Annotated in this window: 32 protein-coding genes; 3 read left to right on the top strand and 29 right to left on the bottom strand. The window is 58.6% G+C overall.

The genetic code is table 11. The annotated features are described in order from the left end of the window. Positions 1-2 precede the first annotated feature (2 nt). The 3 genes from KGB27_RS08755 to KGB27_RS08745 form a co-directional block, all read right to left on the bottom strand. Positions 3-1,385, bottom strand: a complete 1,383-nt coding sequence (locus tag KGB27_RS08755; RefSeq protein ID WP_223553989.1) for an integrating conjugative element protein — start codon at positions 1,383-1,385, stop codon at positions 3-5. Further along, positions 1,382-2,338 carry a TIGR03756 family integrating conjugative element protein gene (locus KGB27_RS08750; protein ID WP_223553986.1) on the bottom strand — a complete coding sequence of 319 codons (957 nt, stop codon included), beginning with the start codon at positions 2,336-2,338 and terminating at the stop codon, positions 1,382-1,384. Before KGB27_RS08750 ends, KGB27_RS08755 begins: the two co-directional genes overlap by 4 nt. 105 nt (positions 2,339-2,443) lie before the next feature. After that, the gene (locus KGB27_RS08745) at positions 2,444-2,698 is read right to left on the bottom strand and encodes a helix-turn-helix domain-containing protein (RefSeq protein WP_003174132.1); all 255 of its coding nucleotides are present in this window, start codon (positions 2,696-2,698) and stop codon (positions 2,444-2,446) included. 169 nt (positions 2,699-2,867) lie between these two features. Between KGB27_RS08745 and KGB27_RS08740 the strand changes: the two genes are divergently transcribed. Further along, positions 2,868-3,140, top strand: a complete 273-nt coding sequence (locus KGB27_RS08740) for a LasR-specific antiactivator QslA (RefSeq protein WP_223553983.1) — start codon at positions 2,868-2,870, stop codon at positions 3,138-3,140. 131 nt (positions 3,141-3,271) lie between these two features. On the opposite strand, the gene KGB27_RS08735 is transcribed toward KGB27_RS08740, so the two are convergent. The 10 genes from KGB27_RS08735 to KGB27_RS08690 form a co-directional block, all read right to left on the bottom strand. Continuing rightward, positions 3,272-3,544, bottom strand: coding sequence for an HU family DNA-binding protein (locus tag KGB27_RS08735; RefSeq protein WP_090454301.1), 273 nt, complete (start codon positions 3,542-3,544; stop codon positions 3,272-3,274). A 123-nt stretch (positions 3,545-3,667) separates the two neighbouring features. After that, positions 3,668-6,418 carry a conjugative transfer ATPase gene (locus tag KGB27_RS08730; protein ID WP_223553980.1) on the bottom strand — a complete coding sequence of 917 codons (2,751 nt, stop codon included), beginning with the start codon at positions 6,416-6,418 and terminating at the stop codon, positions 3,668-3,670. Continuing rightward, entirely contained in the window at positions 6,418-6,834 is a 417-nt protein-coding gene (locus tag KGB27_RS08725) for a TIGR03751 family conjugal transfer lipoprotein (protein WP_223553978.1), read from the bottom strand. The genes KGB27_RS08730 and KGB27_RS08725 overlap by 1 nt, the downstream gene beginning before the upstream one ends. Beyond that, complete coding sequence (locus tag KGB27_RS08720; RefSeq protein WP_223553975.1) at positions 6,797-8,314, bottom strand: TIGR03752 family integrating conjugative element protein; 1,518 nt, start codon at positions 8,312-8,314, stop codon at positions 6,797-6,799. The genes KGB27_RS08725 and KGB27_RS08720 overlap by 38 nt, the downstream gene beginning before the upstream one ends. Then, positions 8,304-9,116, bottom strand: coding sequence for a TIGR03749 family integrating conjugative element protein (locus tag KGB27_RS08715; protein ID WP_223553972.1), 813 nt, complete (start codon positions 9,114-9,116; stop codon positions 8,304-8,306). Before KGB27_RS08715 ends, KGB27_RS08720 begins: the two co-directional genes overlap by 11 nt. After that, entirely contained in the window at positions 9,113-9,754 is a 642-nt protein-coding gene (locus tag KGB27_RS08710; RefSeq protein WP_223553970.1) for a PFL_4703 family integrating conjugative element protein, read from the bottom strand. The genes KGB27_RS08715 and KGB27_RS08710 overlap by 4 nt, the downstream gene beginning before the upstream one ends. Beyond that, positions 9,751-10,164: a TIGR03750 family conjugal transfer protein gene (locus KGB27_RS08705; RefSeq protein ID WP_074844896.1), complete on the bottom strand. Its 414-nt coding sequence runs from the start codon at positions 10,162-10,164 to the stop codon at positions 9,751-9,753. Before KGB27_RS08705 ends, KGB27_RS08710 begins: the two co-directional genes overlap by 4 nt. 7 nt (positions 10,165-10,171) lie before the next feature. Next, on the bottom strand, positions 10,172-10,543 hold the full coding sequence (locus KGB27_RS08700) for a TIGR03745 family integrating conjugative element membrane protein (protein WP_020300904.1): 372 nt from the start codon (positions 10,541-10,543) through the stop codon (positions 10,172-10,174). A gap of 17 nt (positions 10,544-10,560) precedes the next feature. Continuing rightward, a complete protein-coding gene (locus KGB27_RS08695) occupies positions 10,561-10,800 on the bottom strand; it encodes a TIGR03758 family integrating conjugative element protein (protein WP_029290855.1) in 240 nt (79 codons plus the stop codon). Next, positions 10,797-11,132: an RAQPRD family integrative conjugative element protein gene (locus KGB27_RS08690; protein ID WP_223553967.1), complete on the bottom strand. Its 336-nt coding sequence runs from the start codon at positions 11,130-11,132 to the stop codon at positions 10,797-10,799. Before KGB27_RS08690 ends, KGB27_RS08695 begins: the two co-directional genes overlap by 4 nt. Positions 11,133-11,439: 307 nt before the next feature. Between KGB27_RS08690 and KGB27_RS08685 the strand changes: the two genes are divergently transcribed. Beyond that, the gene (locus tag KGB27_RS08685; protein ID WP_069787764.1) at positions 11,440-11,811 is read left to right on the top strand and encodes a histone-like nucleoid-structuring protein, MvaT/MvaU family; all 372 of its coding nucleotides are present in this window, start codon (positions 11,440-11,442) and stop codon (positions 11,809-11,811) included. Positions 11,812-12,097: 286 nt separating this feature from the next. On the opposite strand, the gene KGB27_RS08680 is transcribed toward KGB27_RS08685, so the two are convergent. The 12 genes from KGB27_RS08680 to KGB27_RS08625 all read right to left on the bottom strand — a co-directional run bounded on the left by KGB27_RS08680 (position 12,098) and on the right by KGB27_RS08625 (position 21,670). Then, a complete protein-coding gene (locus KGB27_RS08680; protein WP_161549010.1) occupies positions 12,098-12,829 on the bottom strand; it encodes a TIGR03747 family integrating conjugative element membrane protein in 732 nt (243 codons plus the stop codon). Positions 12,830-12,919: 90 nt separating this feature from the next. Beyond that, positions 12,920-15,025 carry a type IV conjugative transfer system coupling protein TraD gene (gene traD / locus KGB27_RS08675; RefSeq protein ID WP_223553965.1) on the bottom strand — a complete coding sequence of 702 codons (2,106 nt, stop codon included), beginning with the start codon at positions 15,023-15,025 and terminating at the stop codon, positions 12,920-12,922. A gap of 9 nt (positions 15,026-15,034) precedes the next feature. Then, complete coding sequence (locus KGB27_RS08670; RefSeq protein WP_223553964.1) at positions 15,035-15,550, bottom strand: integrating conjugative element protein; 516 nt, start codon at positions 15,548-15,550, stop codon at positions 15,035-15,037. Next, positions 15,547-16,095, bottom strand: a complete 549-nt coding sequence (locus KGB27_RS08665; protein ID WP_223553961.1) for a lytic transglycosylase — start codon at positions 16,093-16,095, stop codon at positions 15,547-15,549. Before KGB27_RS08665 ends, KGB27_RS08670 begins: the two co-directional genes overlap by 4 nt. After that, positions 16,077-16,796, bottom strand: coding sequence for a TIGR03759 family integrating conjugative element protein (locus tag KGB27_RS08660; protein WP_223553959.1), 720 nt, complete (start codon positions 16,794-16,796; stop codon positions 16,077-16,079). The genes KGB27_RS08665 and KGB27_RS08660 overlap by 19 nt, the downstream gene beginning before the upstream one ends. A 9-nt stretch (positions 16,797-16,805) precedes the next feature. Further along, positions 16,806-17,477: a chemotaxis protein gene (locus KGB27_RS08655; protein ID WP_223553957.1), complete on the bottom strand. Its 672-nt coding sequence runs from the start codon at positions 17,475-17,477 to the stop codon at positions 16,806-16,808. Continuing rightward, positions 17,474-18,016, bottom strand: coding sequence for a PilL N-terminal domain-containing protein (locus tag KGB27_RS08650; RefSeq protein WP_223553954.1), 543 nt, complete (start codon positions 18,014-18,016; stop codon positions 17,474-17,476). The genes KGB27_RS08655 and KGB27_RS08650 overlap by 4 nt, the downstream gene beginning before the upstream one ends. A gap of 106 nt (positions 18,017-18,122) precedes the next feature. Beyond that, entirely contained in the window at positions 18,123-18,869 is a 747-nt protein-coding gene (locus KGB27_RS08645) for an ABC transporter substrate-binding protein (RefSeq protein ID WP_223553952.1), read from the bottom strand. Positions 18,870-18,921: 52 nt separating this feature from the next. Beyond that, positions 18,922-19,416 carry a RadC family protein gene (gene radC, locus KGB27_RS08640; RefSeq protein WP_223553950.1) on the bottom strand — a complete coding sequence of 165 codons (495 nt, stop codon included), beginning with the start codon at positions 19,414-19,416 and terminating at the stop codon, positions 18,922-18,924. A 100-nt stretch (positions 19,417-19,516) separates the two neighbouring features. Continuing rightward, on the bottom strand, positions 19,517-19,774 hold the full coding sequence (locus KGB27_RS08635) for a hypothetical protein (protein ID WP_223553948.1): 258 nt from the start codon (positions 19,772-19,774) through the stop codon (positions 19,517-19,519). A gap of 71 nt (positions 19,775-19,845) precedes the next feature. Then, a complete protein-coding gene (locus tag KGB27_RS08630; protein ID WP_223553945.1) occupies positions 19,846-20,427 on the bottom strand; it encodes an STY4534 family ICE replication protein in 582 nt (193 codons plus the stop codon). A gap of 901 nt (positions 20,428-21,328) precedes the next feature. Beyond that, positions 21,329-21,670, bottom strand: a complete 342-nt coding sequence (locus KGB27_RS08625) for a helix-turn-helix domain-containing protein (RefSeq protein ID WP_223553943.1) — start codon at positions 21,668-21,670, stop codon at positions 21,329-21,331. 209 nt (positions 21,671-21,879) lie between these two features. Here KGB27_RS08625 and KGB27_RS08620 point away from each other — a divergent pair, with 209 nt between their 5' ends. Then, positions 21,880-22,137, top strand: coding sequence for a hypothetical protein (locus KGB27_RS08620; RefSeq protein WP_133076199.1), 258 nt, complete (start codon positions 21,880-21,882; stop codon positions 22,135-22,137). 43 nt (positions 22,138-22,180) lie between these two features. Here the strand turns inward: KGB27_RS08620 and KGB27_RS08615 are convergent, their stop codons facing one another. From KGB27_RS08615 to KGB27_RS08600, 4 genes are all read right to left on the bottom strand, one after another. Further along, entirely contained in the window at positions 22,181-24,148 is a 1,968-nt protein-coding gene (locus KGB27_RS08615) for a DNA topoisomerase III (RefSeq protein ID WP_223553940.1), read from the bottom strand. Positions 24,149-24,378: 230 nt separating this feature from the next. Next, the gene (locus KGB27_RS08610) at positions 24,379-24,849 is read right to left on the bottom strand and encodes a single-stranded DNA-binding protein (protein WP_223553938.1); all 471 of its coding nucleotides are present in this window, start codon (positions 24,847-24,849) and stop codon (positions 24,379-24,381) included. Further along, positions 24,846-25,364 carry a DUF3158 family protein gene (locus KGB27_RS08605; protein ID WP_223553936.1) on the bottom strand — a complete coding sequence of 173 codons (519 nt, stop codon included), beginning with the start codon at positions 25,362-25,364 and terminating at the stop codon, positions 24,846-24,848. The genes KGB27_RS08610 and KGB27_RS08605 overlap by 4 nt, the downstream gene beginning before the upstream one ends. Then, a complete protein-coding gene (locus KGB27_RS08600) occupies positions 25,361-26,116 on the bottom strand; it encodes a PFL_4669 family integrating conjugative element protein (protein ID WP_223553934.1) in 756 nt (251 codons plus the stop codon). Before KGB27_RS08600 ends, KGB27_RS08605 begins: the two co-directional genes overlap by 4 nt. Positions 26,117-26,511 lie beyond the last annotated feature (395 nt).

Here is a 26,511-nt window from a genome sequence, read left to right as displayed (position 1 = left end):
CTTCACTTGCGCCTGGCGTCGGCGTCATTGAGTCGCCCGGGCTCGGGATCACCTTGCTCGACGGTGCGCGATGCGTCGGCACCCCCTGCATGCCGATCTAGCACCAAGCTGGCGGTATTGGTGGCCAGCATCTGCCGGACCTGCAGTTCGGTCTGCAGCAGGCGAATTTCGCGCTCCAGAGCCTCGATGTTTTTCGTCAAGGCGGTTTGGGCCGGCTCGGCGGAAGCTATATTCGGTTCGTGACTGCCTGCCAGCAGCGTGCGCAGTAGCAGGAGCGCTTTGTCGAGTACGCTGGACAGGGCCGTCTCGCTGGCCAGGCGTCGCGCCAGCAGATCCTGGTCGGGATCGTCGCGCAAGGCTTCGATCACGCCACGGGTCACTGGCAATATTGGGCTCGAGGCTTTAGCCAGATTGTCAGGGGTAGGCGACAGTGAACCGGATAGCAGCCCTTGCAGGGCCTTGAGGCGTTCGCTGTAGGCCTCCTGGATCAGCGGCGTCAATCCGCTGCCCGCGGTAGCACGCAGGGTTTCGCAGCTGTCGCAGGTCGCGACTTCGCTCTCGCCCAACACGCGAACGGCCCATTCGGATTCCTCCTGGGGCGAGGTCCAAGTCTGGCAAATGGCCCCACCCAAACAGTCGCTGCTACTGATCGACGCACTGTCATCCACCGTCCGGTTATGCAGCAGGTTGTAGCCTGCTCGCACCACGTCGGCGGTCACTCGAATGGGTGTCTGCCCATTGCCTCCTGCCTTCGAACCGCCGACCCAGGACACTCCATTGTTGCCGTTACGCGCCTCGGTGTTTTTCACCGCGGCCACTGCATCTCCGCCGGTTTGCTCCAGATTGCCCTGCATTTCTTGGTTCTTGGCCAGCGCACCCCAGCCGGCTTGACCGACCTTGTCCGCCATCTTTTCGGCCATGGCCTGGCAGGTCAGCTTGGAGCGGTCGAAGTCGATACGACCTTGCATGACGCCGTTACTCAGCAACTCATAGAGACCGGGGTTGGCGCGTTGGATGATCAACGCTGGCAGCGACATCACCGCTTGGGTCGCGTTCTGCACGATGCTGCCCATGATCTGCTGGAAACCTTCAGTGACGCCGTTCAGCTGGTTTTGCAGGGTGTTGGTGAGGCTCATGTTTCCGCACATCATGTTCGCTCGCCATGATCCGCCGACACCGAGACCACTGGGTCGGTAGAGCGAACTCGGTGAGCCGACTGCCGAGCCGCCACCAATGGTGTACATCACTCGGTCGTCGAGTACTTCGCCTTGAGTGCCCAGGCGGTAATCGCCTTCGGCGGCGTGGACATGGAGGACAACGGTCAGCAGTCCGTAGAGCAACAGACTCACCACGCCCAACCAGGGTCGTGCGAGAAACCGACTCATGACGCACCGCCTTCGAAGTCGATGCTGAACAGAAAGGTCTGCCCCTCGCGCTTGCAGCAGCTATAGGGACGCCACAACGACCAGGCGTAGCCGCCATGCGCACTCTGTACCGAATCACCGGGGAAGATGGCGCATGTCGGTTGAACCTGAGGGTAGAGCAATTGCCATTTGTGGGTCGAAGCGTCGTTTTCAACGATCGGGCCAGGCGGCCAGTAGCCGTCGCGTTTGGCGGGCGTGAGCGGTACATACACATGCGGCTGCCCGTTACGGGTGATGACATCGCCGGCCCGTTGCGCCATGACTGCGGCCGCCTTGAAATCGTCGGGCTGTACCAGGAAGCCCTGCCGGGGGTAAACGTTGCCCCACATGTTTTCCGAGGCCTGACGACCAATTTCACGGATCCCCGGCACGAGGGATTCGGGGTAGAAACTTTCCGGGATGCCCTGGCGCCAAGCCAGTGAGTCCAGGGTGCTTAGGTAGTAGGGCATTAGTGCGGTAGCACCGCTGGCGCAGGCATAACCGGATTGCGAGGCCAGTTGCGTTACGGCCCAGCCACCGGGGTGGCCGATACCGTCGACGTTCTTGAAGCGGGGCAGGTTGTCACGGCGGGTGTTCGGCGTGATCAAGTTGCCGCCACCTGCCGCACCGCTGATGGGGGAAGAGAGGGTGGCCATCTCGGTCCAGGGGTTATTGCCGGTGGTGGCGTAGCTCGAGACCACCAGTTCAGGAATGAAATGACGAACCTTGGTCGAGGTTTTGACCTTGCAGCCGAAGGGCGTGCAGAGGAGCCAGAAACAAATGCCGACGACCCTGTAGTCGAGACAGCCTGGAGAAAGCACAGAGGACGTGATGCTGCCGCTGTCCAGCGCCACGCTTGGGCCGCACGTCAGCAGGAGGCTTAGCGCCAAGGGCCGTAGCTTTGTGGGCGGGATTGACGAGCAGGCAACAGGCATGATCCAGGCTCTCGGTGTATGGCCTGGGCAGGTTCGGTTAGCGACTGAAGACTGTCAGTGGAAATTATGAAGGCGGATCTATCGGGTTTGTGAGACGTGAGACTATTATTTGACGTGAAGGGCGCTGCGCAGGATATCGGGTTCCACAAGTAACTGATCTGCGGTAATTTCGAAAATATTGGCGAGCTTGCACAGGACCAACAGCGACGGATTGCCCGTGCATCGTTCGATTTGACTGACGTAGGTGCGATCCACCTCGGCCATGAGCGCGAGCTGCTCTTGGGTAAGGTTTTTCACGCGTCGCATCAAGCGGATGTTTTCCGCCAGCTGCAGACGAAGCTGTTCGTAGTCTTGAGTCATGCGCGCAAATTGCGCCTTGAGGGACTCTCAATCCACGGGATATAGTCTACATTTGCATTGATCTAGGCCATTTGATGCTCATGCCGGTTATCGAGCGTTCATTTGGTTTCGTTAAGATTTTCTAGGCTGGACTCTGCGTCTAACAATAAATCAGAAATCTAGGGTGTGTATGGACGAAAACTACATTTCAATTCCTGCGGCGGATGGTTGCCCAAGTCTTCTGACACCTTGGGGCAGCGAATTTGCCCCAATGATCGAACGTGGCGTGCAATGTGCTAAGGCTTGGCTTGATACGCCTGGCGAGATTCCACTGTGGTGGGAGCTGGCGCAAGCGCGCAAAACCTTTCCTGTCGGTGACTGCCAGGATGCCTTTGAAGCCGGATTCCTGTTGAGGATTCAGCAGCGGCTCAGCAGTGTGCCACCCAGCCCAAATCAAAGCTGAGAAAAAAGACCTTTAAGACGCGTTCATACTCATGGCTTGAACGGCTCCCGTTGTTCAGCAAGCGTTTCGGCTGCTGAAGCCCCAATACCAGCGCTCTCGCAGAGTTGGTATTGGGTAGTCGCTGCCAGCGTCTAGTTAACCGCGTCTTTCAGCGACTTACCGGCTTTGAAACTAGGCGTCTTCGCGGCTGCGATCTTGATGGTGGCCCCCGTTTGAGGGTTACGGCCGTCGCGCGCTGCACGCGCTTTCACCGCAAAGGTACCAAAACCAACCAAGGTGACGTTCTCACCGCTTTGCAATGCAGTGGATATGATGGTTGTGAGGGCTTCCAGCGCGCGTCCGGCAGTGGATTTCGGGAGGTCGGCGGAGCTCGCTATGGCCTCGACGAGATCGTTTTTATTCATGTATGACTCCTTCTGCTGGCTGAATGGTGACGAGTAATCTACTCAGATAGTTCGGGCATATCCAGCACAAAACCGCTCTCCAGCCCTTGTAGATGTAACGCTATTTGGGCTTCAGATCGATACTTACGTCCCGATTCCACGGGCCTGGTCAATGCGCTCAGCTACCTGGAAAGCCGCGTCCAACTCCGAGCAGCCGTTCTCCTGCATCAGTGTCCAGCGCTCGGCTTTTTCCTCGGGCTCCGTCATGGCCAGGGCGAGATAGAGACTGGGTGGTACGGCTCGAAACAGCGTTTCGAGTTTTTTCGACAGCACGACCCCCTCAGTGTATTTACCCGGCTCTTTACTGGCGGAGAGCAGCAAGGCTTTCTGTGCTGGCGTGAGTTTCTTGAACCGTGCGATCTCTTCGATTTCCGAGGTCGGCATGTTTAAACAAATCCACCATTCGATCATGTTGAGCATGGTCTGCGCAGCAGCGGGAAAGTCAGCAAGGTTTTGCGTCGCCAGCCAGAACCAAGCGCCGAGCTTGCGCCACATCTTTGTTCCCTTGACCACGAATGGCGCCAGCAGCGGGTTTTTGGTGATGATATGGCCCTCGTCGGTGACCATGATGATCGGCCGACCCAAATACTGATCGCGCTCAGCAAGGTTGTTCACGGTGTTCATCAGGCTGATGTAGCTGATGGACATCTGCGCCTCGTAGCCTTCGCGAGCGTAAGTGCCGAGATCGACAATGGTCACATCGCTCTCGGGCCAAGGTGTCCCCTCGCGATCGAACAGTTCACCCTCGAAACCCTGGCAAAACAGGTCGATGGATTCCCCCATTTCCTGGGCGCGCTCGCGACGTTTCTCCGGTAAGTGCGGGTCAGCGGCGACGCGCAGCAAGGCGTCGCGCACGTCGCGGGTCAGTACCTGGCGGCGTGCTGTGACACACGTCTGTGCCGCATCGAGAATGCACTCGCGGATCAGGCTACGATCGGCTCGACTCAGGCGGGCTTCTTCCTTGGCCTCGCCGCCGGTGATCATCAGGCGGGCGGTGATTTCCAGTTCGCCGAGAACATCGCGCTGGTCTTCGTGACTGGTTACCACCTCATCGTCCAGCTCATCGATCGACAGACTCGCCACCTGATCCGGCTGCTCGACCAGGCGCCAGGCATCGGCGAACGGGGCGAGACTGACCGAGGCGCCTGGTTTCAATTGGACCTTGTTGACCGACAGGTCCTGTGTCGCGAAGTAGTCTCCCTGCAAGCCGAATGAGTTGCCGGCCTCGACGATAAACAGGCGAGGGCGGTACACGGCCATGACCTGCATCAGCAGGGTAACCAGGGTGGCCGACTTGCCGGCGCCGGTGGGGCCGAACAACAGCAGATGGCCGTTCATTGCCCGGTCTAGACGTGACAACGGATCAAAACTCAACGGCGAGCCACCACGATTGAACAGGGTGATGCCCGGGTGGCCGGTGCCGGTGCTGCGGCCCCACACCGGAACCAGATTCGCCAGGTGCTGGGCAAACATCAGGCGGGTGTACCAGTTGCGCGTGTCGCGGGCCGGGTTGTAAGCCATCGGCAACCAACGCAGGTAGCTGTTGCAGGCGGCGACCTCATCGCCTTCACGTACCGGTTGTAGCCCCGCGCCCAATAGCGCGTTAGCCAGGCTGACCGAGCGCTGGTGCAATTGCTGTTCATCGTCACCGCGCACGTAAAACGCCAGCGTGCCGCGGTACAGCTTGTGCTGACGGCCAATGATCGCGCGGGCCTCTTCGACATCCTGACGGGTCTGGGTCGAGGCCAGGTTTTCACCGATGGCTTTGCGCGCCAAGCGGTTTAACTGGTCCTCGAGCACATCCTGCGGTTTGACCACCAGGGTCAGACTCATCACCGTGCCTTCAGGTAACTGGTCGAACAGGGCGTTGACTGCATCGCCCTTACGGGTTTCTCCGGTGAGTTGACCAATCAAAGGCGCCCGCCGCAGCTTGTCCACCACCATCACCCGGTGGGGCTGATCGTCGAAAAACCAGAGCCCGCGCTCCACATCCGAACGCGGTTCGTTGAAGAACAGCCGTTCGGCAAAGTCATGATCGAAGGGCAGTTCCAGCGACTCGCCATCACCTGACTCCGGATAGGCCACGCGTTGGTAGAAATCCTCGGGTGCTTCATCGGTGAGCCTGGGCACCGGATTGAACCAGGGCACTAACCAGGCATACAGACCTCGGCCATCGACTCGCGTCGATTGCACCCCGCACGCCTGCAACGAAGCCGCAATACGTTCGCAAGCCTGTTGCAGGGATTGCACCGGGGTGAGTCCTGCCTCCTCAGCGTCAGACTTGAGCCAGCGATAGACCACCAGGCGCACCCGGCGGTTGTTGCCGCGCCAGGGCAGGCGCGTCACCACCTTATCCTCAAACAGACCACCGGGCTTGGCGATGGCCTTTAGATGGCGGCGGCTGAGCTCAAAATACGCCTCGGTGAAGACCGTGCCTCGCGCGCGGTCCTGAATATAATCGGTGAGCTGGGTCAGGTAGGGGGTGAAGTCGTTGTCGTCCTGGCAGAAAAATTGCGCCACCCAAGGCGCTTGATCCAGCTCGTCAAAGCTATCCTGCAGGGCGTCTTCAAGGGCATCGCGGGCCGCCATCAGCCAATCGGGTTCGCGCCCTTCGGTACCGATAGGCAGCAACTCGAACACCGCACCCACCGAGCGATTGTCATCCAGTAGAAAGCACTGCTCGGTGTCGAGGTATTCGACCCACGGCAGATGATCGGTGAAGCTGGGATTGTGCGCATAGAGTGCAGCTTCATCGGCCAAGGTCGCGCGAGGGCGCAATGGGTGGCGCCAGGCTTTCCACGCGGCAGTGCGGTTGCCCGAATCACCGGTACGCACTAAAAATCTTCCTGACGTTCACCCGGTAATGCGTACTGCACATGTTGGTAGAACGGAAAGACAGTCGAGTAACCCGGAACCGGTGCCTGCTCGGTACCGCTCAAATGCGGATACACGTACAGCACTAGATCGGGATTGGGCAGGCGCGGGAATAGGTTGCGGATCTCGTTCGCCGCGGTGCGCGTGTACGGTTCCTGGAGAGCAACGGAGAAATCTGCTTGAGTCAAAGGGCGGCGTAACTGCTGCCGAGCATCCAGCAGTTGCTGCTGAGTGCCTTGCGAACCGGCACCGTTCCAGATGTCCAGCATGGTTTGCTCGCCATGGGGCAAAAGCGTCTCCTTGTCGGTGGAACACCCCGTCAGGACCCAGCAGATCAAGCTAATCCAGGTCAGACAGAGAAGCATGGTCTTTTTCATGGCGAACGCTCCGGCCCCTGGGCTCGTAGTCGATAGTGATCTCATGGTCGAGGTGCAGTGCGACCTGGGCGGCCGGTGGCACGTACACGGCAGCGAAGGCTTCGCCATACAGTTTGTTGACCCACTCGCGGATGTCGCTGACCCCACCACTGAGAATTGAATTCAGCGCGCTATTGCCACTGCTGCTGGTGACCCCGAGCGTACTGCCACCCGAACTGATCACGCTGCTGTTGTTCTGCTCATCCCCGAGCAAAGCGGCAACACCGGCGCCGGCGGCAGTGATCAAGCTCTGGCTGCCGAGGTACTGTTGAGCGTTCGAGCGGCGCTCACCGGCAATGCAAGGAATGCCATACGGATCGGACAGGTAACCGAGTCCGCCACGAATATTGTCGGTGTTCGAGCTCTGGGTGGTGGAGGCATTGCGGCTGGCTACCGCCTTCGGCTGAGGCACCGTGCGGATGGTGCCATCGGTAAACACAAAGGTGATTGACTCGACCTGTCCGCGTACGCAGGACAGGGTCCAGTCACCGGACGCCGTGCCGCTCATCACGGCCCCCGCGACGTCCGGCAGGTCGATGCCGTTGGCGGTCAGGTTCTCCGGACCGACCAGCACCTTGAAGGGATAGGGGTCATTCACGGTGCCGTCCACCGGGACTCGGCCGATCAGCGCGGTCATGGCGACCGAGCCCATCAGCGTGGCGTTTTCGGGGATCGTGTAGACCGGCTTCGCGCCTTCGGTACGATCAACGGATCGCGTCAGGTCGCGCTCACCCTTGGTAACTGCACGTAGCTGTTTCTGGCTGCGATCAATCGTGTTGTCTTTCAAGCCTTCCAGAGAGTTGAAAGCGGTAGGCAGGCTCAGTGCGGAGGAAGTCGTGGTTTTGCCTCTGGCGTCGGTGGACGGAGCATCCGAGGGTTCAATCCACTGCAGCGCATCATTGGTAGAGTGTCGCCCTTCGAACTGAGCGCCGTCGCCGGGCTCAAGCCCCAATCCGAGCGGCATGTCCTTGCTTTTGCCAGCCAGCCCCGACAACTGTTCCTGCAATTGCGTCAGCAGGCCGCGAGCCTGACGACTGTCTTGTTCCGCTTTGAGTCGGGCCTCGTTGGCGTGGCGGCGGCCTTCGTCGACCTGCTGGGTCACACTGCCAAGCGCGGTCTGGATACGCGAATCGACACTGTTTTCCCGCTCGCGTAGGCGGTTGTTTTCCGTCTGCAGTGAGTCATTGTGTTTCTTCAAACCGAGCATGTCGCTGCGCATGGCCTTCACCTGGCCGACCAGGGTGGCGACCGTGTCGCGTGGGGTATCGCCCGCAATGCCGAGCGACTTGGCTTGCTCGGCGGATAATTGAATATTGCCCTGATCAACTGGGTGCTCTGGAGAAGGTGTGCTGCCACCCGGGACCCAGGTTTTCAGGATGATCAGCACCACGCCCAGCAGCGCAGCCGGTACCAGCCATTTGAGCAAGGCGTTAGCTTTCATCGTCAGCACCTCGCGCAACGGGCGGGAGCAGCACGGCGCGTTCGAGGCCGGCACCGCGAGTGACGAGGTAGGCGAGCGTGGTGTCTTCAGCACTGCCGACCGGCCCGAGAAAAGCATGCTGGAAGGCCGCGGCGAACAGCGTGGCCTGAAGCCGACGTGGATCGAGTTGCACCGTCGCTGAACCACGATTGCGCAACTTCACCGCCGTCACCCAATAATCACCGAGTCGCCAGGCGGCGATGGGTGTGCTGGCCACGTTTTCGGTCGGCAGCAGGTTTGGCAGTTCGCTGCGCAGCGTGAGCGGGACGCGGCGTACACCGGGCAGGGACACCACGGTGCGCAACGGCGCGTACAGGCTCTGTGCGGCGTAGCGCGTCAACGCGACCGGGATTGGCGTACGTTCTGGAACAGGGGCGGTGCTCGATTCAGCCTCGGTAGCTTGCACCTGAGCATTCTTGAGAATACGCACGGGCTCCAACGGTTGATCACCAGGCGTGGCCGCGATGTCCAGGAGGATGATCTCACCCGTCGCGATCGATTGCAGTTGCAGGCGGGTCGGGGCAATGGCTTCCGACGCGCGCAAGTACAGCGTGCCGCCGGTTGACTGCACGCGTAGCTTGTCCGTCAGGGTTGAGGGCACGCCGACTCGAACAGCCTCATCGACAAAGATCACCCGCTCCTGATTGATCACCAGCGGGACCGCAAGGGGGAGGCGCTCCCAGTGCATCAACTCAACGGCCTGCGCTGCAGCTCCCCATAACATCAGTACGACGGTGAGTCCCAGGGTAGGCATCCGCTTCATGGTTCACCTCCAGGCAGGGAGATTTTTTGCGGCGTGCCCTGGTAGCAATCCAGTGCCAACCCCCACTTATTGCGTTCGGGGTCCAGATCAAAACGCATCACGCGTAATGGATAACGCACCACCACCCGTTTCACCGGTTCGGCGGCGTAATACTCATCAGCGTTGAGGTCTAGCTTGACCAGCCAGCTGTCGCGGTCGAGTTGCTTGACCCTGAGTTCCGGATCTTCGCTGTAGCCTCGGCCCAGAATTTCGTAGACGCCACGCACCCGCTGGCGCAGTTCGCCGGCGGCCTTGCGGTACTCGTAGTCGCCATCGAGGAAGGCCTTGCAGGAGGGTGTCAAGTAGGACTGCAAGCCATAGATGGCGCGGCGATAATCCTGCTCGCCATCCGAAGGCCAGCGGTTGAGTTGGCCAAAGATGTACAGGGCAAAGGCATACACATTCTCTGGGGGGATATCCCACCACTTGCGCGTGCTGCCCGAGCGCAGATCCGGGGGGACATGCACGGTCAGATCGGTCGGTGCCGAGCGCCAGCCATACCAGAGTCCGGCACAGACCAGGGCAAGGATCATTACCGCCAGACGCAGGCTGAAGATATGGGCCTGTTGGGCATCCACCTTGTTCCGAAAACGACTCATGGTTGCCACCGTGACAGGGCAGGGCGCAGCCGACGTGAACGGCGGACCGTCCAGGCACCGGAGTGGAGGATCAGACTGCCGCGACCCAAGCGCCAACGGCTGGCGAGCATCCATTCGAGTTTGCGGTACAACCAGGTCTCGGGGCGAGCCCGTTTGGCCCGGCGCAGTAGCGTGCCACCGGCCAATAACACCAGCGCCATGCCGGCGATCATGCCGGTCGGCGCTATGGCAATGGAAGCGGTGGCAATCGCTAGAGGGACGCCCAGCAGCAGGCCAATGACGGCGCCGGTGCCGAGTGCTACCCACATCTCATCATTGGTCAACCCTCGCAATACGGCGGGATCACGATTGAGTCGCTCTGGAAGAAAGACCAAGGTGCCGTCGGCAAGGCGTTCGATAGTGTCGTTCATGCCGACCTCACAGAATGGCGGCCGCCTTGGTCAGGAACCAGATGATGATCACCACCAGCAGGGCACCGATGCCGACCACTGCACCCAAGTCCTTCCAGGTCTTTCGTTGGTTTTGCACGTCGGCGTACACGGTCAACGAGTGCCACGCCACCCCCAAGAAAGCGAGTAGGGCGATCAGCAGACCGAGCAGGATGCCGCCGTCGTAGGCATAGTTTTTGATCGTCTCGATCAACCCGGATCCTTCGCCGCGCGAAGGGGCTTCCATGGTGGGGAGCTCGGCAAAAGCCAGGCTTGGGCCGAGCACCAGCAGCAGTCCGATCAAGCGCTGGCTCGCACGATCACGCAGGTTGTTTTTCAGAGGGGTAAAGCACTTGAGCATGGCGGCGATCTCCTGGGTTAGGACAGGGTGAAGAACATCAAAACCAGCAAGGTGAGCAGCACGCGTGCGGCGCTGCCGCCGAAGGCTCCAAAGCGCACGCTGCCGCTCGCCCAACCCCGGTAAGCCGTCCACATCACCCAGGCGCACCACAGCAAGGTCAGCACGAGAACCAGGGAAAGCCACAGCGTCGAACTGCTCTGCGGTGCGAAGCCGGCGGCGTTTTGGAACGCAGCGATCTGAACGTCAGTCATGCTCATGGCGAGGGCTCCGCAATCGGAGTGTCGAGGCGGTAATCACCGACCAGTTCACTGGGGTCGCGGGGTTGCACACGGGAGGGGTACAGATAGCTCTGCACCCCTTGGCGGATGCGCTGAATGTCCTGGGTCAGTCGGGGGTAGTCGAATCGATAGCGTTCGATTGGTTCAAGGGTACGGGCTGCCTCCGCTCGCGTCGCAAGGCGTTCGAGAGTGTCGAGTTGCTGCTGGACTAGGCTGAGCTGTTCCTGCTCATGAGTCGATGCGGCATAGCCGCTGACATGAGCGATGGCCAGTGAAAGGAATAACAAGCAGCGAAAGACGGTAGTCGACATGATGCTGGTCCATGTGGAGATGGCGCCAGCATCAAGTTAGGGGTTGAATTACTCAGTATGAAACGCGAGATGGGATGTATCGCTTTTTTGGAGGCGAGCGGAAGAAACTTACCCACACATACACTAGCAATCGATTGGGCGAAAAAGAGAGCTCAGTCTAGCAATCCTTCCCCATTAGTAATGTGTTGCTCATAGGGCAATGAGTGGATTCACTTCTGCTTGAAACGCGTATGGGTGACGAAGAGTCAATCATCGCTTAGCATGGGGGCGTTCACTTCTCATTTCCCTAACCTGAAGGAAGTTTCACATGTCTCGTTTGGCTGAATTTCGCAAGCTTGAACAACAACTGGCCGAACAGCTCGCAGAGCTCGAGTCGATGAAAAGTGACTCCGGTCTGAAAAAAGAAATGGAATTTGAGAGCAAACTACGTGCGTTGCTTGGCGAGTACGGCTTCAGCTTGAAGAACATCATTGGCATCCTGGATCCAGAGGCTGGCCGTCGTACCTCGGCACCAATAGTTGCCTCCGTAAAGGCCATCCGTAAGGCTCGCGAAGTGAAGATTTACAAGAATCCAAACTCGGGTGAGGTGATCGAAACCAAGGGAGGAAATCATCGACAACTGAAAGAATGGAAAGTCGAGTTTGGCGCAGACGTTGTTGACTCGTGGCGTACTCAGTAAGATCGGTTTGATGACCAAGGGCCTGTAAGGGCCCTTTTTTATCGGTGAGAATGATAAATCCAGAGTGCAAGTCTTGACCCGGTCCTGCACCAGTTTAATTGCTGGTTAGATCCTTGAATTTCGCCCAAATCTTGGAAGCCTACATTTCATCTGATGCTCTAACCCATAATGGGAGTCGAGGACGACCTCTAGCAGTTTTATTTGCATTCGTATGGCGTGTCAGTTTTGGGTCGCAGGATAACTATCCTGGCATCGGGACATGTAAAGAATAACTGGTTTTTCCGAATCAGAGATACTTCTTGAATGTCGTTGCCGTGATTGCCGTAATGATGCCGAGCATCACAGCACAAGGGAAAAACACAGCCATGGGATTGAGCGAAAAGGGTAGGGACAAGTAGATAACCCAGGGCACGATCAGCAGTGGTATCACGGCTCGTTTAGCTCGATGGTAGACAAAGCTACTTTCTCGCCCTGCGCCAAATTTACGTAGGTCCCGGCGCATCAGTCCATCGACAAAACCAGTGAACATGGCCAGCAGAAACAGGGGGATGGCCAGGACCAGAATGGTAAGGCGCACCACGAAGGTAAAGGTGACATACACAGCCGTCAGCATGAAATCCTCAATGGTTACGTAGAACTGGTTAATCCACTCCCAGAAGCCATTGCCATGGTTAGGCCCCCGCGCCTGCTGGGCAAAATCTGCAAAGCCGGTCTTGACCAACAACCACTGATTGAGAAAATCCAGTAACTGGATGATCGTTTGCCCAGGCTGCTGGAGGATGAGTGAAGATTTGAAGTGTTGGCTAAGCCAGCCCAGTTCATTGGTCAGCATGGCCTGGCTGTGCCGCCAGCCCTGATCGCCCCAAAAGAGCAATAGGCCTGCAAACTCGATCAGGATCGAGAACAGCAACGAGGCGATCAGTACACCAATAATGCGTAAAACCAAGCCAATCACCGAGACGATTAATCCTGGGCGCTGGATTGGTTGTGGCGGCGTGTTCTGGGTGGAAGTCGCCATCGTTCACTCCATTGTGCGTTGCAGAGTCGATGCCATCACGATCCTTCTGGATAGTTTTCTGCTGAGTCAAAAACCTGCAGCAGGGGCGGGCTACCCGACCTGATCCAGATCGAAGTTGGTAGTTGGGCCGCCACCGCTTGCGCTCCACCATTGCCCCGCCTGCGCGTTATAGGTCGCCCGCATTCGCTGGGTGAGCTCCTGCAGGTCCTTGGGCATGGCATCGTCGTTGGAGGGTTTTGGCAACGGCATGCGGACTTTCCAGAGCTGCCCACCGGCCTGGAAGGAGAACATTTGCCCCTTGGGTAAACTGACGATATGAGCCGGCTCGATCAAGGGCACGCTGGTGCTACTGACGCGGTCTTGCGAGGAGGACGTGAAGTCCGTGTTGGCCTCAGGATCGGAGGTGTCGGTGGCACCCGACACCAGGGTCTTGGTCAGCACGTTAACCTTGGGCAACTGTTGGGTGAGCAGTTCCGCAGTGGCGGTTTCGCGCACCCGCAGTATCTGCAGGGTGTTGAAGTTACCAATGACCTGGCCGGCCTTGGCTCGGTTGCCGATTCGCGCTTCGATATCGCTCAGGGTTTGGGTGTAGGCCGTCACCTGGATGCCGGCGCCACCGCCCTTGTTGATCAGCGGGATGAACTCATCGCCCATCAACTCATTGAACTCATCGGCGTGCAGGTTGATCGGCAACTTGTCACTATTGTTACCCGATTGGGGCAGACCATGGTCAATGCCATGTTTGTAGATGTGGCCAGCGACCGAGACCAAATCGGCAAACATGGAGTTGCCCACAGCGGCGGCCACCTCGGCGTCGGTCAGCGCATCCAGGCCGACGTAGACGATCCCGCGTTTTCGGATGATCTGCATCCAGTCGAAGATCGGCCGTGGGTCGTCCAGATCGGTGTAGTCGGGGGCCAGCAGTTGGGCTGTCTTGCCTGTGGTGAGTTTCTCCAGCAGCGGCAGTAGCGAGGCCACGATTTTGTCGAAGTAAGTACGGTCATAGCGAACCGCCGAACGCAGTCCATCCAACACAGGATCGAATACCCGTTTCACCGCCAGGTACTGCTCGATGGCCACGACACGCTTTTCGCGCCCGATCATATGTCGGGGAATGTTTTTTTCGGTGAGTTTGCCTTCAAGCTGGACGATCACTTCCCACGCCTTCGGGTCAGTTTTGGCGAAAAACTGCTGGGCGTATTCGATGAACAGTGCGTCGATGTTGACCACATGCCGTTGGATCTGCAGGTAGTCCGGGCGTCGACCCAACTCGATCAATGCGCGGGCGATGATGTTGACGAAACGCCAGGCAAACTCACGGAAGGCTGCAGAGTTACCTTCACCACTGAGCTGCCCAGCGATGCGCGATGCCACCTCCGAAATGCGTCCGAAGCGTCCCACGGCGTTGTAGCGGGCGGAGATCTCCGGCCAGCCCAGATGGAACACATAGAACTCCTTTTCCCGACCGGCTCGTTTGGCTTCGACATACATCCGCTTGAGCAAGTCAGCATCGCCTTTCGGATCGAAGACGATGACCACCTCATGTTCGATGCGATGAATGTCCTGGGTGATGTACACCTCGGCGAGTCGCGTCTTGCCTACACGGGTAGTGCCGAGCACCAGGGTGTGTCCGACCCGTTCGCCCAGCGGCAGACTGACTTCCGTTTCATTGGGCTCGACCCCATGCAATAGTGGCGAGCCACCTACCGGGGGCAAAGGGCGCAACGGATTGAACGCACTGTCCCAGGCCGTTACTCGGGCCAGTATCGAGAGTGGAAACGGTGCATGCTCCAGGCGCCTTTCGAGTCCACGGGCCAGACGGTAGCTGGTCGGTTGGTCGACATAGTGGGCGACCGCCGGATCCTGGGCCTCGACCAAGCGCTGGGTGTGTAGACGGGTCCAGCGAAAGCCGCGACCCATGAACAAATGCTTACGGCTAACCGGAATCTGCCGACTGGTCAGTTCGTAGCGGGGCAGTCGGCGGATATTGCGTCGATAGCGCAACACCTCCCAGGCTTGGCGCAGCCGGATCAGGCCGAACAGGGCATAGGCCAACGCCGCAACCCGACCGATCTCGGGTGACAGGGCCACAGTCCAGGGCGAGTACACGCACAACACCGCGGCAGCGATGCAGATCGCTACGGTGTACAGCTCCACCGCTGGCCGGAGCTTGGACTCCATCGCATGCTCGGCCATGACCTGGACTCACTGTACCAGTGAGGTGGCAGTGATCAAGACGGGATAGTGCTCAATCTGCAGGCGGGTGGCGATGTCGTTACCGTTGACCGGCAGGATGGTGATGCCTGGAGCAGCTGCTCGAATCCGGGCCAGGGCTTCATTATCGACCACTTCGACGGCGAGGCCCACCGCGCCCATTTCCTGCAGTTCAGGAGCGCGTTGACGCAGCCAAGTCAGCGACTGGGGATCGTCACCAACCAGGAAAAATGGCTGTAAGCCCGGCATGCTCAGGGCGCGAGACGTGATCTGGCCGGGGCTCAAGTGAGAGCTGCGGACGGGCAGTATCCAGGCTTCATCGGCAAACGTGGACAGGTCCGCATGCATGGCCCGATCAGGCTGGGTCCTGTTGTTTATTGGCGGTCTGGAAACTTGAAAATGGGGCCGGGTGAAGTCGCTGGGCTGCCCCCCAGCTATGGTTAGCTCCGGCTGGGCGAACGGTGCCAAGAGCAGGAGGAAATAACAGGTAAGAGATATGGGCTTCATGGCGATGTGCCCTGTTCGAAGGAAGCCAGCAACCGTTCGAGTTGCCGGGAAAAACCTGCGCGGTAACGTGCGGCCGGCGCTCCTCCTGCCGGGCGGTGATAGCGTCCGGCAGTTGACACCCAATCACCGGTGGCGGCGTGATGCTCCTGCAACAGCGCGGCGGTTACGGCGAGATTTCGGTAGGGATCGAGGGCTTCGCAGGGACTGGAAAAACGTTGCCCGTGGTAACCCAGGTTGGTTTGTCCAAGACCGACATCGACCCGCTTGGAGTCATGCAGGGCGAGCGCCTGAAGCAAGGCGTGACAGGCGGCCTGGCGAGTGGCGAAGCGGTAGGGTGTTCCGGCGATGTTCAGGGTCCAAGGCCAGGGCAGCAGTCGACCACGGACGCGGATACCACTCTCCTGCAGGGCAATCGCGAACAGCACCGTAGAAGGGATGTCGGCGTCATGCGCCGCCAATTGGTAGGCAGGAGGCGGAAGTTCGTCAGCCTGGACGGCGAGCATTGTCAGCATGAGCGCAATACCACTCAGTCGAGGCGTTGCCATTGTCCATTCACCTGTTGAAATGTGGCAGGCAATGGCCCCGGGGCACCCAGGTTGAACCAGCGACCACGGTCATGGTTCAAGGTGATCTGCTGGCGTTGGACCTTGACCGGATCGATGTCCGCTTGCCGAGCCCAGCTACGGACGCGTTCATCCTGGCCTTGGCTGCCCACCAGGTAGATATCGAACGCCGTGTCGCTGCTTTGCAGACGCTGCGCTTCGTCGGTGCACGCCTGGCAGTGGTCCTCCACAAACAGGGCCTGGCGCGGCATGACCGATGAGCTGGCAGGGGGTGGGGACGCCATGCCCTGGATCGGCAGCAGCCCGGGAAACAGCTTGGTCCAGGCCGCGGTGTAAGCGTTTTGGTAAGCCAACTCGCGCTCGGCGCGTTTGGCTTCCAGCGCTACCTGTAATTCGGCATAGCGCTGGCGCTCTTGGTCGGTCTGGGCTTCGACCCCGAGTGCGGTCAACGGATCGAGGTTCGGGCTCCAGAAACCGCGCGGGCCGGCTTGGATCTGTTCGAAGCGCGTCCACTCCTGCTCCGTCAGACCCCAGCTCGCCGCCTGTTCAGAGTCAGAGCGCCCCAGGGGAGCGGACTGCGTGTCCTGGGTCCGTGACTGTGTCGTCATGGGATTGCCCATCGCTGCTCCTGTGCTCAGTAGCGAAATGAGAAAGACGACGGTGGGCAGTAGCGCTCTGTTCATGATTGCGTCTCAAGGGAGGTGCACGGTCTGGTCTGGCTGAGCCGCCACTGCGAAGATGGCTGAGTTCGGTTCCAGCACTTTCAGGTGCCAAGTTCCGAGCTGCTCGCCGCTATGCAGCAGCCGAACATCCATGAGCGAGCGACTGTCATGAGGAGCGACCACCAGAAAGCGCTCACCACCGCGGGACTCGACACTCAACACTGAAAACGGCGGCGAGAGCGGGGTGGGTTTGGGGTGAGCGGTCTGTTTCGGCTTGGCCACGGAAGACGTCGATGGTGGAGTTGATGGCTGGGTCTTGAGCTCCACGAGCTGCTGCTCGACGTGCTCAAGGCGTGCGCGTAGCGCTGTCATGTCCGCTGCGGTGGCGCGGGCTGTCAGACCGTCGCGCAGTTCCTGTAATTCTTGCGCCCATTGATCCAGCATGGGGTCGAGGGTATTGGCCTGTTGCTCACCGGTATCGACCATCTGCTTCAGGTCTTTCAGCGCGTACTGCAGTTTTTCCTGTGCATCCTTGAGGGCGTTTGCATCACGTTGCAGGGGGTCCAGGGTTTGTTGGTATTGCGTGTTCGTGCTCTGCAGTTCGGCCACGCGTTGATACTGGTCATACAAACCACCGCTCAGGCCGGCGACCGCCAAGCAAAGCAGCCCAATGATGAGAGTTTGAAACGTTGAGGCTTTCATGGGCGTGCCTCCAACAGATGGGGCGAGACGGGTGTGATCAGCGCGACGCCGGCCTCCGTTTTCTGCTGTTCGAAGCAGACCGAACGGCTGACTTCGTCGGTCGTGAGTTGCCAGGCGGGGCCAGCGAGCACGTGCAGCGCGCGGCGCAAAGAAATCGGGCCGAGCCGGTAATGGGCTGCGGGCAGAGGCCGGGTAAAAAGCACCTTCACTGGCTCGGTGGCAGGACAGAGCGAATAGCCCGAGCGTTGCAATACGTACTGCAACGTATCCTGCACCGAAGGGCTCAGGCTGGACGGGATGTACACGTCAATGATTTGGGCGAGAAGATCGCGTTGCTCCGTGGTGGGCTCGGTGCTGACCAGCGTATAGCGGCCATAGCGGAGATCTCCCGGATGGCTTCCTTCGGCTGCGCCCTTCAAGTACTGGGCTCGATTGGAGCCACTGTCGATCTCTGGATGGGGCGGCACTGGGTTGGGGATTGGTGCGGTGCAGGCGCTCAACAAACCCAGCAGGCAGACAGGCGTGAAAAAACGCTCCATGGAAAAAACCTCATGTTAGATTCAGTGCAGAACCTGACATGAGGTGAAGGAGCGATTCAGTGAGAAAGTTGATTCAAGGTGGGTCGTGTTAACGATGAACACGTTGCTATTCATCGAAAATGGCGAGCCCATCCAAGACGGTAGCGTCGGGGTCGAAGATCAACAATCGCACATCCGCCAATGCCGCGAGGTACAGCACCTCGATCAACGCTACTGGCGTACCGGCATCGAGTTGCTCTTGCCTCAACGAAGAGTAAGGACGGCTCTCAATCTTCAAGAGGTTAGCGTCGGTCCAGGGTGTGCCGATCAGTTTGCAACCGATGCCGTGGCAATCCGGCAACGGTAAAAGCTCAAACAATAGGCCGGTTTGCCTCGGAGCGGAGTGACTGACCCACCCTTCCAGATAAAGCATCGCTTCGTCGGGAAGGTGTGCGGTGCTGATTTCCCAGGCTCGGCTGTAGTGTCCCGTTTCGAAACTCAAGCGGTGGACCATGGCCTGGGCTTCTTCCAGGGCGTACAGATCGCTGACGTGATGCTGCTCGTTGAACATTTCGCCAATCACGGCGTAGATCACTTGGCGCACCAGCCCGGTGGACGGGCAGCGTTCATCCAACTCATCTGGGATAGATTGGCCTTCGCTGATCAAGGCGAAATCGTCATTGAACAGGCAGGGGAACAGTTGCAGCTCATGGTCGGGCAGATGGGCCTGTGAGTCGTGCACGGGTCGAAAGCAGGGAGGGCAGTCGTCTTCGTAGGTGATCAGTAGCAGCCGTTCGATACGAAGGTTGTCGTAACCGCGAACAAACGGGTTTGAGGCCATCAGCAGGGCTGGGGCTTGGGGGACGGGGCTCATGAGAGTTCTCCAGAATGAAAATGAACAAGGCGCCCGAAGACGCCTGTGAGGGTTAAAGCCAGCCATGTTCGGCAAGGGAGAGCGGACGACCTTCACCCACGATGAAGTGATCCAGTACGCGCACTTCGATCAAGGCCAAGGCCTCTTTCAACCGTGCGGTCAAGACGCGATCCGCCTGGCTGGGTTCCGTACAACCTGAGGGGTGGTTGTGAACAAAAATGGCGGCCGCAGCGTTATGCGTTAAGGAGCGCTTAACGACTTGGCGGGGGTAAACGCTGGCCCCATCAATGCTGCCGTGAAAGAGCACTTCGAACGCCAACACGCGGTGCTGGGTATCGAGAAAAATCACACCGAAGACTTCATGCTCTTGTGGCGCAAGATGCAGTTTTAGGTATGAGGTCACGGCGTCAGGTGACGTCAGGTTAGGGCCGCGGGTGAACAGCCGACGATCCAGAATATGCAGCGCTTCGTCGATCACTTGGTTTTCTTGGATGATACGATCAGCCTCGACATCCAAGGTTTCAATCAGTGAGAGTTGGGTGTTCATGGGGGTACCTCCGAAGGGAACAATCAGGGGTACACGCCCGAGGGGAGTGGTGTCCCCGAGGTGGGTGTGGAGTCACGGGCGTTAGCCGATGACGCGCTGTTTACAGCCGGGTGAATCGGTGGCGTTGACCGTGTAGGGGCGAACCACAGCCGTCGCAGGGCAATGGGGAAAAAGCTTTTATTCCCCAGTCGGCTGCGGGATCAAAGTCGGCACTGATGGGCATCAACCGAACCAGTCCACGATGTAACGCGGCGATGCGTTGTTCGACCTCATCCTGCGAGTGATACAGCGATAATGTGCTGTAGTCCTCGTAAGCCGCAGCGAACAGGCAGTCGTCGCAAAGCCAGAAGGATTCCATATTGGTTCTCCTGTGCGGATTGAAGAAAAGGCGCTCGGGGGAGCGCCTTGATGAGGAACATCGTGGGCCGTTCAGACAGACTGATCGGTACGGGAGGCATCACGGCGGGCCGTGCGGTGAGCAGCTGGAGATTCAGGTTCGACCCGAGCCTCTGTTGGGGTTTCGATCTCCTCAGCTTCGGCATCAGCTGATGGTGGGGATGGCTTACTGATTGGCGCTTGCTCAGCAGGTGCTGTTGCTTCCTGCCTGGCGGGCGCTTTGTACTCGAACGTGCCGTTGACCTTGATCCAGTCGATGAACAGCAAACGACCTTTCAGGCTGGCGCCCGGTTGGCCTTGTTTATCGCCTTTCTCATAGAGAAACGGATCGATCCACAGGTCGCCGATACGGAACGACAGCAAGACCTTTTTCTCGGCGTTGACCGCGTCCATATAGAGACGAATCAAACGTTCAGCTTCGCCTCCAGCGACCTTGCAGTCGAAGCGGGTGTACTCCACGGCATCGGTGGCACCGTGCAGGGCGGCGATATCGCAGGCCATGAATGGCTGGCCGCGGCGGACTTGGACTTCACGAACACGATTGAGGTAACCGATACCGACGGTGTGCAGGTTGAAGTAAGTGGTCGCTTCTTGGGATTGGTTGGCGTGGGCCATGGTGGTTCTCCTGTTTCAAGGGGAACGGCGACGCACAGGCCCTGACGGGGAAGTGAGCCCCCGTCAGGGTGGGTAAGGTGAAGGCGAGCGATGAAGGACTTGGCACCGGCAAGCCGATGACGAGCAGAACTTTGCGTCTGGGGGAATAGCGATGCAGCAGAGGAACGTCTGCGGTAGTGCTCCGCAAACCTGGGGTAGTGGGCATTCATCACCGCTGAGGCGGTAACCGTGCGAGCTTCCGAACGCTGATCACACTTGGGTAAACCACCACGAACGTGGCGTAGCCTTGAAGGTTCTGGCTACCTGGGCTGGGCTGTCAACGACAGCGAACCACGCCTTTGTATAAGCCCGTTACAGGGGAGCGTCAAGACGCTGCAACGCAGTTTTTTATGGCCGGAACTCAGTGGCAGTCACTGGAATGAAGAAAATGAAGAGTGAGCCTGACGGGGCGCCAGGCGAGGAACAGAAAAGCCACCTTTGACGGTCTTGTGCAGTCGACAAGCTCCTCGCAAAGCTTGGTTTAACTGCATCATGATTCGCCAACCGACCCTTTTCGTGGCCTGGGTCGGAACATGCTGGCACGCATCCGCGCACAAAGGGTGCCCAGTGTTTCCCCGGTGGGCTCCGGGGCTGAATACGATCGCCGAGACGGATGACCACTATTGCCGGGTAGAGGCAACAGTGGTCATCCGCCACCGTGATCAGGTCGAGCACAAAACGGGAACGAAATCCCGTAGAAGAGAAGGCTCCGAACTCTAAGAGTCCGACCGAGCTACCCGGAGCGAATCGGTCTTGGGTTGCCGTTGGCGATGATCCTGAGGCACTACAGCAGAGAGGGTGGGAGCACGTCAAGGCAGAGGACGCACCCAGCGGTCCCTATAGCGAATGCGAGCGAATGAGCTCACTTGTTGCCAAGATGAGCGGCCAATTGTTCGATGGTTGCCAAGATAAAGGCACGGTCGTTTTCTTTCAGTCCGCTCAGCAAGCCCGCAATCATCTGGCCTTGGTCATGGGGGCGGTTGCTCGACTCCGTCAGCAGTTCATCCATCCGACAGTCGAAAATGTCAGCCAGTTGCATCAGCTTGACCACGGAAAGCTCCACCACACCACGTTCCAGGCGCGAAATGGCTTCACTGCCGATCCCTAGGCGTTCAGCCACCTCTTCCTGGGTCAGATTACGCTCGGTCCGGTGCTTCGCGATCATGCGCCCGATTTGGGCTTGGGTTGGATGTTTATGTGCCAAGTGATGAGTTCTCCAGTTCAACCCAAATGGTTGAGCAAAGACCCATTGACATGAACATCCTTAACGGTTGAGTATCGACTTGTAGGGTTGTTATATTGGCTGAAATTGCTGTGTAATGCGACGTGGCTTCTATTCCTCCAGGAATCAGAGTCCGAGGTGGCCAGTGAGAGTGAACGGTCTGATAGGGCCAAGCTGAGGGACGGTTGAGCATGGAAGAGGAGAGCAAGAACGTCATGGATCTGATCTGGGATCGAACACTGGAGCTGTTCATCAGGATCCATGATTACCCTGAGAACCCCGAACACTTCGACAGCCTTGTTCATTGGCTCAACGAAAATCCTGCGCACCTGAAAGCGTTCAACGAACTGGGGCAAATATGGATTTCGACAGGCATCGCCTTGGCCCGTGAAATCGGACAACCGCTAAGCGACTTAGAGAGGGATCAGCCGCCGTTGATGATGCACTGACTCGTACATCGTCCCCAATATCATGTTGATCTCCAATGGCGTGTCATGGGTTACGCGCATCTTTTCTGATCGGCACAGTGCCCTTGCAGACCGGGTAGTGGGAGCATGACCAGAACGGCCCTGATTTCCCCTTTCGCCTGAGCATTGAGGCGTTGCAAGTGGGGCAGGCCGGACCGGCTTCGATAGGCATGGCTAAAGTAAGTGAGCGGCAGCGTGCGACCAACTGCGCAATCCAATTCGCCTGCTTGGCGACGAATGCATCCAGGGTCAGGCGTCCTGCTTCGATTTCGTCCAGAGCCTGCTCCCAGATCGCGGTCATACCCGGATCCGCGACTGCAACGGGTACCGCCTCGATCAGGGTATGGGCCGCTGCGGAGGCCATTAAGGCGCGTTTTTTCTTCAGCAAATAACCGCGATCAATCAACCCCTTTATGATGCCGGCTCGCGTGGCTTCGGTGCCGATACCGGTGGTGTCGCGCAGTTTCTGTTTCAGGCGTGGGTCGTTGACCAGTTTGGCTACATTTTTCATCGCCTTGATCAGATCGCCCTCGGTGAGAGGTTTGGGAGCGGCAGTGCGCATGGACTTGAGTTCGACGTCGTCCACTGCGCACTGAGTACCCTGTTGCAAGACGGGTAAGACTTGGGACTTATGACTGGGTTCATTCTCCTCGGTGTTTTCGCAGAGCAAGCCTTTCCAGCCCTGGACCAGGATCTGTTTGCCAACAGCGGTCAATTGTTCTTCGCCACACTCCAGTTCGACCTGGGTTCGATCAAACTCATGATGTGGAAGAAATTGCGCCAGGTAGTGGCTACGGATCAGTTCGTAGACTTGGCGTTCTTGTTCGGACATCCGCGCCAGGTTCGCCGGCTCGATGGTGGGGATGATGCCGTGGTGCGCGGAGACCTTGGCATCGTTCCACACACGTGAATGCAGTGATCGATCGAGTCTTCCGATTACGGGCTGCAGCGCGGGATCCGTTTTGAGCAGGGCATCGAATACCGTGGGTACCTCGTTGAACATACTCTCTGACAAATAGCGGCAATCGCTACGCGGATAGCTGGTGGCTTTGTGGGTTTCATACAGGGCTTGGGCGATGTTCAGGACTTCCTGAACACCGAGCCCCAGCTTGCGCGAGCAGACTTCTTGCAGCGTGCTCAGGTCGAAGGGCAGGGGCGGCGATTCTCGGAAATGCTCAGCCTGCAACGAGAGTACTGTGGCGGTCTTAATGCTAGAGATCGCTTGGACCGCGTGATGAGCAAGCGCCTGCTGCAGGCAACGACCGGCCTCGTCTCGCCCTGAGCTGGGTGGTGACCACGACGCGATGAATGGTTGCCCCATGGAGGACAGGTGCACCTCCAGTTCCCAGTAGGGCTCCGAGACGAAGCTGGCAATCGCGCGATCTCGATCGACCACCAGACGTAAAGTGGGTGTCTGGACGCGTCCAACCGACAATACGCCGTCGTAACCCGCCCGCCGTCCGAGGAGAGTAAACAAGCGACTGAGGTTCATCCCGATCAGCCAGTCGGCGCGGCTGCGGGCGAGGGCTGAGTGATAAAGTGGGAAGGTCTCCTGACCGGATTTCAGCGAGGACAGTGCTTTGCGAATTGATGTTTCGTTGAGTGCAGACAACCAGAGGCGCTGAACGGGGCCTCGATACTTGCAAAGCTCCAGTAACTCGCGGGCAATCATTTCACCTTCGCGGTCGGCGTCGGTCGCGATGACGACCGTGGACGCTTCACTGAGCAGGCGCTTAATGACTTTGAATTGTGCCGCAGTTTTGGGTTTGACCTCGACCTTCCATTGCGTGGGAATGATCGGTAGATGATCCAACGACCAACTCTTGAATTGTTCACCATAAGCTTCAGGTGGGGCTGTCTCCAGCAGATGGCCGATACACCAAGTGACGGTTGTCTCGGGTCCGATCAGGCAGCCATCGCTGCGCCGGCTGGCTCCGAGAACCTTGGCGATATCACGACCTTGGGAAGGTTTCTCGCAGAGGAAGAGACGCATAGAACTACTCCGGATTGAGTTCGGAGCAGAGTTGTTGGAAACAGCAGTTGCGAGATATGAGAAACCCGAATGGCGGATTCCTCATATTAGTCGGTGAGGGCAGGCTTGGATGGGCCGAGGCTGCTACCTTGTTGTAACGTGGGCAACAGGGTGGGTCTTCACGAGCAGCGAGTAATAACTGGCCAGCAACTTCGCGCAAAGGCGCAATTTTGATGCCTGAAGTCAGTCCGTCAGTCCGACGGTGGCTGTCCTCTGCGCTTTCTGGGTTTCGACGTAGCTGAACTGGCCTGCTCTGTATTTTGCCCGACGTGTGTCGCAGATGCCGCCGGCTCACTGGATCGTTCCCGCATGACCACGCTGTGCACTCGGTGGGGCAGGATGCCCACTCGACGGGCCTCGATCTTGAAGGTCACGCGCGCATTGTCTTCGCTGTCCTCCCACTCATCGCGCACGGTGCGGCCTTCGACCAACACGCGCATACCTTTCTGGTACAGCGTGCTCCAGTGTTCAGCCTCGCGGTGCCAGAGCTCAACCGGCGCCCAATAGCCGCCTCGATCTTCATAGCTGCCCTCGCGTGGCACGGGGTTGTCGAAGTACACATTCAGCCGCAGCAAACGCCGTGGCTCGTCATTGCCTGACGGAAATTCCTGGAACTCTGGCGCACTGCCGATATTGCCTTCGCCGACAAAAAAAGTACTCATCGTGATACCTCTACTGCGGTTGTGAACTGGCGCAGCAGCCGTTCGGCACTGTCCATTTTGATCGCGCAGGTCGTGGCCTGGCGGTAGAGCGAATGCACCACACTCATCTGTAGGTTCAGTGCGATGCGATTGCATTCGAAACGGCGCAATCCCTCGCGTACGACCTGCGGCAAGATTTTGTTGGAGACCTGGCGTTCCCAGACCGAGACCCCCATACGGGCAAAGTCACGGGTGCGCCAACGCAAAAAGGTGCTGCCAGCGCTGGTGTTCTGCAGCACCAATCGGATATCCAGCAGTGAGTAAGGGGGCTGTCCGGCTTGCTGTACAACAGCCTCCATCAAGTCACATAACTGCGCCTCGATTTCCCTCGCCATCTGCGCCAGTTGCTCCAACTCCCCCTTACCCTTAAAAGGTTTTAAAAGGCCTTTTAGGGAGGCTGCGTGTTCGAGCTGCCGATAGGCATCCTGTGTCAACGCTTCGAAGGGCATTGGTTGAGCCGAGGTTAGGAGATTCATACTTCGTCCTCCAGCTCATCCACTGTCGCAGATGGCTCTCCCGCTTCCTCTGCCAACGCGTCAGCGTCATCCACTGCCACAGCACCACGACGAATGATTGGCGGCGCGAACTGGGAGCGACGAATACCCTCAAGGATGTCCATCGGGGGCAAACCCAATTTCTCGATGGCCGCAATGGCCCGGGCGTTGTTCGCCGCCATGTCATCGCGCGTGACGCCGGCATGCCGATAACGCTGCGCCTGGCCGAACAGGCTGCGCAGCAGATGGGCACCGTCGTCGATCCAGGCTTCCATGTCGACGCGGCCGATCAAGGCGGTGTGATGGGCCAATAGGGTACGACGCACCAGGGTGTCGTAGTCGGTCAGCAGATAGACCGCCAGAAAACCCAGCTGGCTGCCGATGTACAACGGCAAGGTGACAGGGTGGATGTTGAGGTTGTCACTCATGTCGATCTGGGTCGGCAGGTCCTGTCTGATCCGGTCCAGCTGTTGGGTCAGTTCCAGCATCCCTGCCTTGGCCTGTATAAGTTTTTCTTCGAGTTGCACTATGGCCCAGTCGGCATAAGGATCGTCCTGGGCCGCGGTTTGTTTGATCAGGTTGGTGACGCTGATGTAGCCAGCCATACCCATGATCGAGTGGACGCCTTCGCGTGCGGTCCGACCTTGCCAGATACGGGCGGCGTGGTGAGTGTGCAGAGTCAGGGTGATACTGCTGCGCAATGAACCCAGGTTGAGTTGATAGTGATCGGCCACGGTGTTGTCCTCGCATAAGCTTGGACGGAAACGTTGCGATAGATGAGGGTCAAGGGCAGCTAAAAAGCTGAATGTGGTCTGTTCGGTTTGGTTTAAGAGGGCTAATTATGGAGACATCAGTAGATTTGATGCCAGTGGCATCAAATCCATTGACGTCTACGTTCATTAGAAGAGATGTCCCGGCTTTTCCCTAAGAGTTTCATAGTTTGGTCCGACGTGTTCGTAGGTTGGAACTCCATGGATTTGATGCCGCTGGCATCAAATCTACTGACGTCCAGGGCGTTTTCCACGCAATTGGCGCAGCTCATTCAGGCACGCTTGGGCAAGGGCAGAAGCGGGTTCGCCCTGTTGTCGAGATGGCCGCGAGGGGGCGGGTGGGGGCCTGTCTCTTATAC

The sequence above is a fragment of the Pseudomonas sp. BF-R-01 genome, assembly GCF_019946615.1.
GTDB classification, from domain to species: domain Bacteria; phylum Pseudomonadota; class Gammaproteobacteria; order Pseudomonadales; family Pseudomonadaceae; genus Aquipseudomonas; species Aquipseudomonas migulae.
The sequence above is the reverse complement of the archived record's forward strand: the minus strand, read 5'-3'. Positions and strand labels throughout refer to the sequence as shown.

Excerpts from the sequence above, each read along its gene's own strand:
- traD (WP_223553965.1), bottom strand. The coding sequence starts at position 15,025 with ATGGCCGAGCATGCGATGGAGTCCAAGCTCCGGCCAGCGGTGGAGCTG.
- KGB27_RS08645 (WP_223553952.1), bottom strand. The coding sequence starts at position 18,869 with ATGAGCCCCGTCCCCCAAGCCCCAGCCCTGCTGATGGCCTCAAACCCG.
- KGB27_RS08705 (WP_074844896.1), bottom strand. The coding sequence starts at position 10,164 with ATGAACGACACTATCGAACGCCTTGCCGACGGCACCTTGGTCTTTCTT.
- KGB27_RS08620 (WP_133076199.1), top strand. The coding sequence starts at position 21,880 with ATGGAAGAGGAGAGCAAGAACGTCATGGATCTGATCTGGGATCGAACA.
- KGB27_RS08695 (WP_029290855.1), bottom strand. The coding sequence starts at position 10,800 with ATGAGCATGACTGACGTTCAGATCGCTGCGTTCCAAAACGCCGCCGGC.
- KGB27_RS08650 (WP_223553954.1), bottom strand. The coding sequence starts at position 18,016 with ATGGAGCGTTTTTTCACGCCTGTCTGCCTGCTGGGTTTGTTGAGCGCC.
- KGB27_RS08710 (WP_223553970.1), bottom strand. The coding sequence starts at position 9,754 with ATGAGTCGTTTTCGGAACAAGGTGGATGCCCAACAGGCCCATATCTTC.
- KGB27_RS08725 (WP_223553978.1), bottom strand. The coding sequence starts at position 6,834 with ATGAAAAAGACCATGCTTCTCTGTCTGACCTGGATTAGCTTGATCTGC.
- KGB27_RS08690 (WP_223553967.1), bottom strand. The coding sequence starts at position 11,132 with ATGTCGACTACCGTCTTTCGCTGCTTGTTATTCCTTTCACTGGCCATC.
- KGB27_RS08685 (WP_069787764.1), top strand. The coding sequence starts at position 11,440 with ATGTCTCGTTTGGCTGAATTTCGCAAGCTTGAACAACAACTGGCCGAA.
- KGB27_RS08700 (WP_020300904.1), bottom strand. The coding sequence starts at position 10,543 with ATGCTCAAGTGCTTTACCCCTCTGAAAAACAACCTGCGTGATCGTGCG.
- KGB27_RS08660 (WP_223553959.1), bottom strand. The coding sequence starts at position 16,796 with ATGAACAGAGCGCTACTGCCCACCGTCGTCTTTCTCATTTCGCTACTG.
- radC (WP_223553950.1), bottom strand. The coding sequence starts at position 19,416 with ATGAACACCCAACTCTCACTGATTGAAACCTTGGATGTCGAGGCTGAT.
- KGB27_RS08755 (WP_223553989.1), bottom strand. The coding sequence starts at position 1,385 with ATGAGTCGGTTTCTCGCACGACCCTGGTTGGGCGTGGTGAGTCTGTTG.
- KGB27_RS08605 (WP_223553936.1), bottom strand. The coding sequence starts at position 25,364 with ATGAATCTCCTAACCTCGGCTCAACCAATGCCCTTCGAAGCGTTGACA.
- KGB27_RS08735 (WP_090454301.1), bottom strand. The coding sequence starts at position 3,544 with ATGAATAAAAACGATCTCGTCGAGGCCATAGCGAGCTCCGCCGACCTC.
- KGB27_RS08630 (WP_223553945.1), bottom strand. The coding sequence starts at position 20,427 with ATGGCCCACGCCAACCAATCCCAAGAAGCGACCACTTACTTCAACCTG.
- KGB27_RS08635 (WP_223553948.1), bottom strand. The coding sequence starts at position 19,774 with ATGGAATCCTTCTGGCTTTGCGACGACTGCCTGTTCGCTGCGGCTTAC.
- KGB27_RS08715 (WP_223553972.1), bottom strand. The coding sequence starts at position 9,116 with ATGAAGCGGATGCCTACCCTGGGACTCACCGTCGTACTGATGTTATGG.
- KGB27_RS08610 (WP_223553938.1), bottom strand. The coding sequence starts at position 24,849 with ATGAGTACTTTTTTTGTCGGCGAAGGCAATATCGGCAGTGCGCCAGAG.
- KGB27_RS08745 (WP_003174132.1), bottom strand. The coding sequence starts at position 2,698 with ATGACTCAAGACTACGAACAGCTTCGTCTGCAGCTGGCGGAAAACATC.
- KGB27_RS08720 (WP_223553975.1), bottom strand. The coding sequence starts at position 8,314 with ATGAAAGCTAACGCCTTGCTCAAATGGCTGGTACCGGCTGCGCTGCTG.
- KGB27_RS08680 (WP_161549010.1), bottom strand. The coding sequence starts at position 12,829 with ATGGCGACTTCCACCCAGAACACGCCGCCACAACCAATCCAGCGCCCA.
- KGB27_RS08750 (WP_223553986.1), bottom strand. The coding sequence starts at position 2,338 with ATGCCTGTTGCCTGCTCGTCAATCCCGCCCACAAAGCTACGGCCCTTG.
- KGB27_RS08665 (WP_223553961.1), bottom strand. The coding sequence starts at position 16,095 with ATGGCAACGCCTCGACTGAGTGGTATTGCGCTCATGCTGACAATGCTC.
- KGB27_RS08655 (WP_223553957.1), bottom strand. The coding sequence starts at position 17,477 with ATGAAAGCCTCAACGTTTCAAACTCTCATCATTGGGCTGCTTTGCTTG.
- KGB27_RS08615 (WP_223553940.1), bottom strand. The coding sequence starts at position 24,148 with ATGCGTCTCTTCCTCTGCGAGAAACCTTCCCAAGGTCGTGATATCGCC.
- KGB27_RS08670 (WP_223553964.1), bottom strand. The coding sequence starts at position 15,550 with ATGAAGCCCATATCTCTTACCTGTTATTTCCTCCTGCTCTTGGCACCG.
- KGB27_RS08740 (WP_223553983.1), top strand. The coding sequence starts at position 2,868 with ATGGACGAAAACTACATTTCAATTCCTGCGGCGGATGGTTGCCCAAGT.